Here is a 9,871-nt window from a genome sequence, read left to right as displayed (position 1 = left end):
GTCCCATTCCGAACCCGGAAGCTAAGCCTGACAGCGCCGATGGTACTGCAACCGAAGGGTTGTGGGAGAGTAGGACACCGCCGAACTTACCTTGATGGAAGGCCCCGGTCGAGAACCTCGCGGTTCTCCCGGGGCCTTCCGCTATTCCCGGGCCGGCCGCCGGAGCAGGTACGTGTCCATGATCCAGCCGTGCCGCTCCCGCGCCTCCGCCCGCACCTCGCGGATGTGCGCCGCCAACGCCGGGGTCAGCGGGCCGGAAAGCAGGATCTCGTCGGGTGTGCCGACGTACGCGCCCCAGAAGATGGTCAGGCCCTCCGACGTGAAGCGGTCGAACGTCGTGTGGGCGTCCAGCAGCACGAACACGTCGTCGACGCCCTCGGGCCAGCCCGTCGCCAATCGGCGGCCAGTGGTCAGCTGGACCGCGCGGCCGATCTGGTTCATCGTCGTCCGGTGCCGGGCCACCAGCGCCGAGATGCTGCTGATGCCCGGGACGACCTCGTACTCGAACTCCACGTTCCCCCGGGCCAGCACCGCCTCGATCAGCGCGATCGTGCTGTCGTACAGCGACGGGTCGCCCCACACCAGGAAGGCGCCCGTTTCGGACGGACCCAGCTCCGAGCGGATCATCTCCTCGTACACGGCCGCGCGGGCCGCGTGCCAGTCGGCGACCGCGGCCCGGTAGTCCGCCGGGGTGCGGTCGCGGGGTGGGTCCTCCGCCAGCACCACCCGGTAGCCCGGGCGCGTCACGAACCGGTCGAGGATCTCCTGGCGCAACCGGACCAGGTCGCTCTTCTCCGCCCCCTTGTCGAGCACGAAGAACACGTCGACGCGGTTGAGCCGGTCGATGGCCTGCACCGTGAGGTGCTCCGGGTCGCCGGCGCCGATCCCGATCGCGTAGATCTTCCGCATGTCGGGAGTGTGCCGGGGGCGATGGGTGAACCCCTACCCCCGATGGGTATAAAGGAGGAAGAGCGAAAGGAGCAGAGATGGCCGAAGCGACCTACACCGTCGAGGGCATGACCTGCGGGCACTGCGCCACCTCGGTCCGCGAGGAGGTCTCCGAACTGGACGGCGTCCGGCAGGTGGACGTCGACGTCGAGAGCGGCCGCGTGACCGTGACCAGCGACGCGCCGCTGACCACCGACGCGGTCGCCGCCGCCGTCACCGAGGCCGGCTACCGCCTGGTCGCGTGAGTTCCACCGAGGTGCCGGCCGCGGCTCGCGTCGAGCTCGCCATCGGCGGGATGACGTGCGCGTCCTGCGCGGCCCGCGTCGAGCGGAAGCTCAACAAGGTCGACGGCGTGACCGCGACGGTCAACTACGCCACCGAAAAAGCCCAGGTCAGCTACCCGAACGGGCTGTCGGTCGACGATCTCAAGGCCGTCGTCGAAGCCGCCGGGTACTCGGCGCGGCTGCCCGAGCCCGAAGCGCCGGATGACACGCGCGAGCTGCGCAAACGTTTGCTGATCTCCGCGGCGCTCACCGTTCCGCTGGTCGTCGTCGCGATGGTTCCGGCCTGGCAGTTCGCGGCCTGGCCGTGGGTGTCGCTCGCCCTCGCCGCCCCGGTCGTGACCTGGGGCGCGTGGCCGTTCCACCGCGCCGCCGCGGTCAACCTGCGGCACGCCACCGCCACGATGGACACGCTGATCTCGCTCGGCGTCGTCGCTTCCGTGGCGTGGTCGCTGTACGCGCTCGTTTTCGGCGACGGCCACCACCACCTGTACTTCGAGGTGGCCGCCGCGGTCACCACGTTCATCCTGGCCGGCCGCTACTTCGAGACGCGGTCGAAGCGCCGGGCCGGCGCCGCCCTCCGCGCGCTCATGGACCTCGGCGCGAAAGACGTCACCGTGCTCCGCGACGGCGAAGAGCACCTCGTCCCGATCAAGGACCTGCGGGTCGGCGCCGTCTTCGTGGCCCGGCCCGGCGAGAAGATCGCCACCGACGGCGTCGTCACCGAAGGCGGCTCCGCGGTCGACACCAGCATGCTCACCGGCGAGTCCGTCCCGGTCGAGGTGGGGCCGGGCGACGCGGTCACCGGTGCCACCGTCAACGTCGGTGGGCGGCTGCTCGTGCGCGCCACCCGCGTCGGCGCGGACACCCGGCTGGCGCAGATGGCGCGGCTCGTCGAGTCGGCGCAAAACGGCAAGGCCGAGGTCCAGCGGCTCGCCGACCGGGTCTCGGGGGTGTTCGTCCCGGCGGTCGTCTTCGCCGCGCTGGCGACACTCGTGGTCTGGCTGGCGACCGGGGGCACGGCGGACGCGGCGTTCACCGCCGCCGTCGCCGTGCTGATCATCGCCTGCCCGTGCGCGCTCGGCCTCGCGACGCCGACGGCGCTGCTGGTCGGCACCGGCCGCGGCGCTCAGCTGGGCATCCTCATCAAGGGCCCCGAGGTGCTCGAGTCCACGCGGCGCGTCGACACCGTCGTGCTCGACAAGACGGGCACCGTCACCACCGGCCGGATGACGCTCGTCGAGGGCGACGGCGAGGTGCTCCGGCTCGCCGGCGCCGTCGAGGCCGCTTCCGAGCACCCGATCGGCCGCGCGATCGCCGACGCGGCCCGGGCACGCTTCGGCGCGTTGCCCGCCGTCACCGACTTCCGCAGCACGCCGGGTGTCGGCGTGACCGGCGTGGTCGAAGGGCGCGCGGTCAGCGTCGGGCGGGCGCCGGGCGGCGACGTGACCACGGTCGGCGTGACGTGGGACGGCGAGCTGCGCGGGACGCTGGCCGTCGCCGACACGATCAAGCCGACGTCCGCGCGGGCCGTCGCCGAATTGCGGCAACTCGGTCTGGAGCCGATCCTGCTGACCGGTGACAACGCCGGCGTGGCGCGGGCGATCGCCGCCGAAGCCGGGATCGGCGAGGTCGTCGCCGAGGTGCTGCCCGAGGGCAAGGTCGACGTCGTCAAGCGGCTGCAGGCGCAGGGCCGCGTGGTGGCGATGGTCGGCGACGGTGTCAACGACGCGGCCGCGCTCGCCCAGGCCGACCTGGGCCTGGCGATGGGCACGGGCGCCGACGCGGCGATCGAAGCCGGCGACCTGACGCTGGTGCGGGGTGACCTGCGGGCCGCGGCCGACGCGATCCGGCTGGCCCGCCGCACCCTCGCCACGATCAAGGGGAACCTGTTCTGGGCGTTCGCCTACAACGTGGCGGCGCTGCCGCTCGCGGCGCTCGGCCTGCTCGACCCGATGATCGCGGGGGCGGCGATGGCGTGCTCGTCGGCCTTCGTGGTGAGCAACAGCCTGCGGTTGCGCCGGTTCCGCTGACGTACCCTCCCGATACGCCGGGAGGGTATACTCGGCCGGAAGGATGCCGACGACGGGGACAGGTGGGCGATGACGGGGTACGGCACCGAGCGGGAAGCCTATCTGAAGCGCCTGCGCCGGATCGAGGGCCAGATCCGCGGGCTGCAGCGCATGGTCGAGCAGGACAAGTACTGCATCGACATCCTGACCCAGGTCTCCGCGGCGACGAAGGCGCTGCAGTCGTTCTCACTCGAACTGCTCGACGAGCACCTGGCCACTTGCGTCGTCCAGGCGGCGGCAGCGGGCGGTGAGGAAGCCGACCTGAAGGTCCGGGAAGCCTCCGACGCGATCGCGCGGCTGGTGCGGTCCTAGCGGACCAGCACGGCCAGGGTGAGGCCGCCCGCGTTCGTCGTGAAGTGCACGATCACCGACGCGAGCACACCCCGGCCGAGATGGCGCCACCAGTGCAGGAAGATCCCGGCGACGCCCGCGGCGGCCATCGCCAGCACCTGCAACACCACGACCGGCGTCGAGCCGAACACGGCGTGCACGGCGGCGTTGCGGCCGATGGCCAGGGCCGGCAGCGCGTGCCAGAGCCCGAACAGCGCGGCCGAGCACAGGATCGGCGGCCACCGCCACCGCTCGTCGTCCGCGCCGAACAGGCCGGGCAGGACGCCGCGGAAGGCCACCTCCTCGATCAGCACCGTCCCGAACAGGATCCGGCCGCAGGTCAGCCACAGCAGCTGCGCGAAGTCCGGGTCGCCGACGCGGCCGTCCTGGTAGACCGTGCGCAGTGACGGTACGGCCAGCGCGATCCCGAACACGACCGCCACCGAAGCGGCGCCGGCCAGGCCGGCGAGCGCGGGACGCCGGAGCCGGCTCAGCCCCAGGTCCGTCCACGAGCACCCGGCCGCCCGGCCCAGCGCGACCAGCACGAGCGCGGCCACCAGGCCGCACACCGGGTACGCCCAGCCGGGCAGCACGCGGTTGGCCAGCGTGGTCGACGCGGCGAGCGTCACGACCGCGGCGACCAGCGCGAACACCCGCCGCGGCGGGAACGGAACGGCCTCGGTCAAGGCATGGCCCCGGCGACGTCACAGCGTGGCCTGCCGAACGTCATGAACGACTCTTTCCTGCCTCCGGACGAGGTGAACGAGTCGTTCGCGACCTCGTGACCTGCGCCGATGTCGTGGCGCGGGCCAGGGTCAACCTACCGCGTCGGTGAGGTCGTCCGCCGGTGAGCGCCGCTGGATCGGCACTCTCTTCGACATCGGCAGGGTGGCTTCCGGGTCGAACGGCGCCGGCCGGTCGTCGAGGGCGACGGCCGCATCGGCCAGCAGGTCCCGGCAGCCCGACAGGCTCGCCTTGAGCTTGTCGCGGACCTCCGTGAGGGCCGTGACCTCGCGTTGCGCCGCCTCGACCAGGGATTCGCCGTGCCGGGTGGCGTCGGTGACCAGCTGCTCGGCCTTTTCGCGGGCCGAGGTCAGCTCGGACTCCGCGGTCGTGACCAGGGTTTCGCCGCGTTGCCGCGCTTCGGCGATCAGCCGGTCGGCCTTCGCCTGGGCGGCCGCCGCCTGCTCGGCCAGCTCGCGCATCGCGTCGGCGCGGCGCACCGTCATCGCCCGCGTATGGTCCTCTTCCAGCTGGGCACGGCGGTGCGCCGCGGCCTCGTCGAGCTCCCGGCGGCGCTGCTCGGCCGCACGCAGGAATTCCTCGTGCTCGGCACGCTGCCGTTCGCGTTCGGCCTCCGCCTCGGCGACCAGCCGGCGTTCCTTCTCCGTGAGCCGGACCGCCTCCGCCTCGGCCTCCCTGCGGATCCGCTCCGCGGTTTCCGTTGCCGCCGCGGTGATTTCGGCCGCTTCCTCGCGGGTGAGCTCGATCATCCGGCGCGAGCGCTCCTGCAAGGCGTCCGCGGGGATCGGGGTCATGCTGATGCGGTCGATCTTCACGCGCAGCTCGCGGTTCTCCTCGGCGAGCGCGGCGCCACGCTGCCGTGCGGAGTCCCGCTCGGCGGTGAGTCTGCGGATCTCGGCCTCGGCCCACGCGACGTATTCCGCGACCTGTGCGCGGTGAAAACCGCGCCACGCCAGGTCGAATCCGGGCAACGCGAGCGCCACGTCCTCGCCACCGCCGGGGGCCATGCCTCACCTCCGAATTGGATGGTTTCTCCTCGGCCGCACGTTTTCCTTGCGACACCGGGGAATTTCCGTGTGCACCCCAGTGTGCCGCAAACCCGCCTCCGCGCGCTGCCCGGGCGGGCGATCATTCGTCGAGCGGTTCCCCGAGACCGGTGGACGTGCTCCGGACGCCGGGCAGCTCGGCGAGTTCGGCGGCCAGGTCGTAGAGATCACCGCGGCCGTCCAGGCGCAGCGTCACGACCGCGATCCGTTGCCCCTCTTCGGAAACCGATTCGTGGTCGACCTCCACGTGGTGCACCGCCCACCCGCGCCCGGTGCACACGGCCATCGCCGCGCGCAGCACACCGTGGCCGTCGAGGTAGCTCAACCGGACCACCGGTGGTTCCCGGCGGTGCCGGGCCACGAACCGCTGCAGCGGCGGGAAGCCCCGGGTCACCACGAAGTGCCCGGCCGTCGTGCCGGCCGCGAGGACCGGCAGCCCGGCCCCGCACGCGGTGCCGACCGCGGCGGTCAGCCAGATGGTCGCCGCCGTGGTCAGCCCGCGCACCGCGTCCCGGCGCACGAAGATCAGCCCGCCGCCGATGAAGCCGATCCCGGAGACGATCTGGGCGGCGATCCGCGACGGGTCGAGCGAGACGTGTTCGAAGCCGAGCAGGTCGGCGAAGCCGTACTTCGACACCAGCATGAACACGGCCGAGCCGACGCCGACCAGGCTGTGCGTCCGCAGCCCGGCGGCCTTCATGCCGGCCTCGCGTTCGAGCCCGATGGCGACGCTCAGCACGAGCGCGAGCACGACCGGCGGCAGCAGGCTCCACTGCGCCGGCGTGGACCACAGTGTGGGCAAGGTCATGACCTCCCGGTTCCGGCGGCGGGCAAGCGGGGAGAACGGCGGGTGCCGTTACCTGGGCATACTGGGCCGGACGCCCCGATCGTGCCAGGCGAGGAGGACACGTGACAGCCAGCGGGCCGGTTCCGGACTTCGTCGCCTACCGCGCCGTGCGCCACGGCGTCCGCGCCCTGCTCGCGGCGCGGCCCGATGCGGGGCCCGGCCGGGTCCCGGCGTGTCCGGAGTGGACGGTCACGGACCTGCTCGGCCACCTCACGGCGATCGCCGGGCGGGTCCTGGCGCGCCACGGCGGCAGCCCGGCGGCGCCGTCCGCGACCGCGGACGTGCCGGAGCTGCTCGATCACTGGGACGACGTCGGCGAGGAGCTCGACCGGCGGCTCGAAGACGCGGGCGGGCGCAGTGGCGCGGTGATGGTGATGGACGCCTACACCCACGAGCTGGACCTGGGCGCGGCCCTCGGCGTCGCGCCGCCGGAGGACCACGCGGCCCGGGTGCCGAGCTTCGAAGTGCTGGTCAGCGGGTTGTCGGGCTCGATCGCGGCACACGGGTTGCCGTCGCTGCGGCTGCGGACGACGGCGGGTGAGGAGTGGACGGCGGGTGGTGGCCGCCCGGCGGCGACGGTGACGGCGCCCGCCCACGACCTCTACCGCGCACTGGCCGGACGGCGGTCCCTCGCCCAGCTCGCGGCCCTGACCTGGAGCGCGGCACCCGGGCCGTGGCTGCCCGCGTTCAGCTGGGGGCCGTTCACGCCGCCCGCCCGGCCGGGCGTCTGACCGCGGCCCGGGGTTCAGCCCGCCGGCGGAGTCACCGTGAGCAGTGCCGCCAGGGCCAGCACCACGACGCTGAGCAGCACCTCCATGGCCACCGCCTGGCGCAGGCGGCGCAGGTCCGCCGTGACCGTCATCGTCGTGCCCTCCGCCGGTGCCGCGGTCAGGCTCCGGCGTACCGCGCGGCGGGAACGGCTCGCCACCGCCAGCAGCACCGCGAAGCCCGCGATCTTCAGCAGCACCAGCAGGCCGAACCGGGTCGTCCAGAGCGCCGGCAGCGACGGCATGATGCGCAGCGCCAGCACGACGCCGCTGAGCGCGATCGCCGTCACCGCGCCGGCCGCGATGCGGGAAAAGCGCGCCGCCACGGGAACCAGGTCTTCGCCGGGGGCCGGCCGGTGGAGGCCCAGGGCCAGCTGGGCCAGGCCGCCCGCCCAGACGGCGATCGCGCCGAAGTGCACCAGGTCCGCCGAGACCGAAACGAACATGATCGGGTCGGTGACCGGGTGGCCGGTGGCCGAGAACGTCAGCAGCACCAGGAAGCCGGTCACCATGGCCAGGTTCTCGCGGCGGGAGCGCAGCCGTTCGGGCAGGTCCGGCCGCAGCAGCCGGGGCAGCAGCAGCGCCAGCACAGCCACCGCGGCCAGCCGGAGCAGCAGCAGCTTCCCGTAGGCGACGCGCAGCGTGTCCGAGAGCAGTCCGGTGTCGAACACCGCTTCGAGGTTCCGCCCGGCCGCGTACGGGCCCTGGAGCACGAACGCCGCCACGGCGGTCGCCGCGACGAGGCCGGCGCCCCAGCGCAGCAGCCGCTGGGCACGGGGGTCGGTGCGGGCCGCCGGGCGGCACAGCACCACGAACGCCAGGCCGCCGAGCAGCACGACCCCGAGGTAGGCCAGCCAGCGCACGCCCGTCGACACGGCGTCGACGGCCGCGTCGGTGCCGGTCGACGCCGACACGGCGCCGGCCGACGTCACCAGCGGCCCGGTGCCGACCACGAACGCGAAGGTGCCGCGCACCGGGTGGGAGTCGGCCGAGACGAAGGCGTATTCGACGAGGTAGCTGCCGTCCGGCAGGCCCGGCTTCAGGCGCACCGCGAGCTGCTCGGCGACGTCGCCGGGCTGGAACACCGGCCCGGTGTCGACCTGCGTGCCGGCGAGGTCGACGACCTTGATCGACCCGGGCTGGATGCCGATGTTCTCCGACAGGGTGACCGACACCAGGGGCGGCGCCGCACTCAGGCGGGCGCCGTCCCCCGGGGCCGACGAAACGATCTCGACGTGGGCCGAAGCCGGAACGGCGCCGAGCACCAGCCAGCCCAGGAGGAAGGCCAGCAGGGCCAGCGCCCGCTTCACGACGCGGCGAGGGCGGCCTTCGGCAGCCCGCAGACGCAGCCGGTCAGCTCGTGCTCGGCCGCCGAAGCGCGCCGGTGCAGGACGACCGCGACGATCATCGGGATGGTGACGATCGTGTTGTAGAACAGGTGCAGCTCCACCCGCGGGACCAGCAGCTGGATGATGCTGGTCGGTACCTTCTGCCCGGCCAGCCGCCAGCCCGACTGCGCCTGGATGAACAGCAGCAGGTGCTCGATGTGGTGCCAGAACTGGATGGCCAGCGCCAGGTTCCACCACTGCCGCGACCGGCCGGCGAAACCGTGCCGCAGGATCCAGAGGAACACCAGCATCACCAGCGCGTAGCCGTAGTGCAGCCATTCCTGCGAAATCAGCCACGGGAACGGCATCCCGAGAATCCCGCGCGCCCTGGCCACCGGCCAGCCGAACGCGTAGATCTGGACGGCCTGCACGATGTGCTCGGCCCAGTGGGCCAGCACGATGACCATGAACACTGCCAGCGCGCGGTGGTGGTGACGGCTGTTGAGCCCGGCGAGGAAGCCGCCGGGCCGGATGGTTTCGGACGTCGTCATGCGGAACCCCAGGGTTGTCGTGGACAGGCACGGCGCTTCGACGATAACCGCCGCCGGCGTGCGGGCCGTTATTCCGAATTGCCGTTCTGCCGCCGCCGATCAGGGGAACGAGAGCCCCTCCGCCGGCTCCGGCTTCGGCGGGATGCGGAACAGCTTGGTGAACAGCTCCAGGTGCGCGAACTCGCCTTCGATCCGCACCCGCCCGGACGCCATCGCCTCGGCCGCGGTCAGGTCGCCGTTGACCAGGTCGATCAGTTCCGGGCCCTGGGGCTCGATCACGAGGTCGGCGGCCGGGTGGTCGCCGGTGCTGACCTTCAGCGCGCCGTCGTCGACCATCGCGTGGACGATCAGCGAATCGCTGTGGCGCAGCACGTACGTCACGTTGACGCCCTTCGCGGCGTCCTCCTGGAACGTCGTGTAGAGCGCGAGGATCGCGGCGTCGGTGGTGAAGACCTCGCCGTCCTTCGGGTACCCCAGCGACCGCGCGCCCCACAGCGCGAGGTCCAGCAGGATGTGGTCGAGCTCGCTGCCGTATTCGGTCAGCTCGTAGACCAGGCCCGCGTCGAGCTGCGGCAGCACCCGGCGGCGGACCACACCCGCCTGCTCGAGCTCGTTGAGGCGGGAGGACAGGATGCTGGCCGGGATGCGGGGCAGGCCCCGCTGCAGGTCCGTGTACCGTTTCGGACCGAGGACCAGGTCCCGGATGACGAGCATCGACCAGCGTTCCCCGACGATTTCGAGTGCGCGTGCGAGGCCGCAGAACTGGCCGTAGGTGCGAGTGGTCGTCATACTCGATCCTCACTGTTTCGGTCGTACGTGCCGCCGGGCACCTTGCCCTCGCGAACCAGGGTGACGAACCACCGGTGACGGCGACCAGTGTGCTAAACCCCGGTCGCGCGTGCCTTTCCCACGAAAACTCGTGCGTTTCGCATGTCCCGATCGGTGCGCCGCGCACTG

The 9,871-nt window shown here is 72.6% G+C and carries 11 protein-coding genes and 1 rRNA gene; 5 read left to right on the top strand and 7 right to left on the bottom strand.

What is annotated here, in order from left to right; translation table 11 throughout:
- Positions 1–86 (top strand): 5S ribosomal RNA (gene rrf / locus AB0G28_RS26180); the annotation flags it as partial.
- 55 nt (positions 87–141) lie between these two features.
- Here the strand turns inward: rrf and cobF are convergent.
- Positions 142–909, bottom strand: a complete 768-nt coding sequence (gene cobF, locus AB0G28_RS26175) for a precorrin-6A synthase (deacetylating) (RefSeq protein ID WP_361094118.1) — start codon at positions 907–909, stop codon at positions 142–144.
- A gap of 77 nt (positions 910–986) precedes the next feature.
- Here cobF and AB0G28_RS26170 point away from each other — a divergent pair, with 77 nt between their 5' ends.
- The 3 genes from AB0G28_RS26170 to AB0G28_RS26160 all read left to right on the top strand — a co-directional run bounded on the left by AB0G28_RS26170 (position 987) and on the right by AB0G28_RS26160 (position 3,613).
- Positions 987–1,193 carry a heavy-metal-associated domain-containing protein gene (locus tag AB0G28_RS26170; protein ID WP_361094115.1) on the top strand — a complete coding sequence of 69 codons (207 nt, stop codon included), beginning with the start codon at positions 987–989 and terminating at the stop codon, positions 1,191–1,193.
- Positions 1,190–3,262 carry a heavy metal translocating P-type ATPase gene (locus AB0G28_RS26165; protein ID WP_361094112.1) on the top strand — a complete coding sequence of 691 codons (2,073 nt, stop codon included), beginning with the start codon at positions 1,190–1,192 and terminating at the stop codon, positions 3,260–3,262. Before AB0G28_RS26170 ends, AB0G28_RS26165 begins: the two co-directional genes overlap by 4 nt.
- Before the next feature lie 69 nt (positions 3,263–3,331).
- On the top strand, positions 3,332–3,613 hold the full coding sequence (locus AB0G28_RS26160; protein WP_086678475.1) for a metal-sensitive transcriptional regulator: 282 nt from the start codon (positions 3,332–3,334) through the stop codon (positions 3,611–3,613).
- Here AB0G28_RS26160 and AB0G28_RS26155 read toward each other — a convergent pair.
- The 3 genes from AB0G28_RS26155 to AB0G28_RS26145 all read right to left on the bottom strand — a co-directional run bounded on the left by AB0G28_RS26155 (position 3,610) and on the right by AB0G28_RS26145 (position 6,229).
- Entirely contained in the window at positions 3,610–4,317 is a 708-nt protein-coding gene (locus AB0G28_RS26155; protein ID WP_361094109.1) for a CPBP family intramembrane glutamic endopeptidase, read from the bottom strand. The two genes, AB0G28_RS26160 and AB0G28_RS26155, sit on opposite strands and share 4 nt — an antisense overlap.
- A 129-nt stretch (positions 4,318–4,446) precedes the next feature.
- Positions 4,447–5,382, bottom strand: coding sequence for a M protein (locus tag AB0G28_RS26150; RefSeq protein WP_361094106.1), 936 nt, complete (start codon positions 5,380–5,382; stop codon positions 4,447–4,449).
- A gap of 121 nt (positions 5,383–5,503) precedes the next feature.
- Positions 5,504–6,229 carry an MgtC/SapB family protein gene (locus AB0G28_RS26145; protein WP_361094103.1) on the bottom strand — a complete coding sequence of 242 codons (726 nt, stop codon included), beginning with the start codon at positions 6,227–6,229 and terminating at the stop codon, positions 5,504–5,506.
- A gap of 101 nt (positions 6,230–6,330) precedes the next feature.
- Here AB0G28_RS26145 and AB0G28_RS26140 point away from each other — a divergent pair, with 101 nt between their 5' ends.
- Positions 6,331–6,999, top strand: a complete 669-nt coding sequence (locus tag AB0G28_RS26140) for a maleylpyruvate isomerase family mycothiol-dependent enzyme (protein WP_361094100.1) — start codon at positions 6,331–6,333, stop codon at positions 6,997–6,999.
- 14 nt (positions 7,000–7,013) lie between these two features.
- Here AB0G28_RS26140 and AB0G28_RS26135 read toward each other — a convergent pair whose 3' ends face one another.
- From AB0G28_RS26135 to AB0G28_RS26125, 3 genes are all read right to left on the bottom strand, one after another.
- Complete coding sequence (locus tag AB0G28_RS26135) at positions 7,014–8,345, bottom strand: CopD family protein (protein ID WP_361094097.1); 1,332 nt, start codon at positions 8,343–8,345, stop codon at positions 7,014–7,016.
- Positions 8,342–8,914 (bottom strand): hypothetical protein, encoded by a 573-nt coding sequence (locus tag AB0G28_RS26130; RefSeq protein WP_361094094.1) that lies wholly within the window; start codon positions 8,912–8,914, stop codon positions 8,342–8,344. The genes AB0G28_RS26135 and AB0G28_RS26130 overlap by 4 nt, the downstream gene beginning before the upstream one ends.
- Positions 8,915–9,013: 99 nt before the next feature.
- Positions 9,014–9,703, bottom strand: a complete 690-nt coding sequence (locus tag AB0G28_RS26125) for a winged helix-turn-helix transcriptional regulator (RefSeq protein ID WP_361094091.1) — start codon at positions 9,701–9,703, stop codon at positions 9,014–9,016.
- Positions 9,704–9,871: the final 168 nt, after the last annotated feature.

This window comes from Amycolatopsis sp. NPDC021455, from assembly GCF_040640995.1.
Lineage (GTDB): Bacteria > Actinomycetota > Actinomycetes > Mycobacteriales > Pseudonocardiaceae > Amycolatopsis.
This window is presented reverse-complemented; position numbering and strand designations above follow the sequence as displayed.

Bases quoted from the DNA above. Each gene is read 5' to 3' on its own strand.
- AB0G28_RS26150 (WP_361094106.1), bottom strand. From the start codon at position 5,382: ATGGCCCCCGGCGGTGGCGAGGACGTGGCGCTCGCGTTGCCCGGATTC.
- AB0G28_RS26170 (WP_361094115.1), top strand. From the start codon at position 987: ATGGCCGAAGCGACCTACACCGTCGAGGGCATGACCTGCGGGCACTGC.
- AB0G28_RS26130 (WP_361094094.1), bottom strand. From the start codon at position 8,914: ATGACGACGTCCGAAACCATCCGGCCCGGCGGCTTCCTCGCCGGGCTC.
- AB0G28_RS26125 (WP_361094091.1), bottom strand. From the start codon at position 9,703: ATGACGACCACTCGCACCTACGGCCAGTTCTGCGGCCTCGCACGCGCA.
- cobF (WP_361094118.1), bottom strand. From the start codon at position 909: ATGCGGAAGATCTACGCGATCGGGATCGGCGCCGGCGACCCGGAGCAC.
- AB0G28_RS26145 (WP_361094103.1), bottom strand. From the start codon at position 6,229: ATGACCTTGCCCACACTGTGGTCCACGCCGGCGCAGTGGAGCCTGCTG.
- AB0G28_RS26160 (WP_086678475.1), top strand. From the start codon at position 3,332: ATGACGGGGTACGGCACCGAGCGGGAAGCCTATCTGAAGCGCCTGCGC.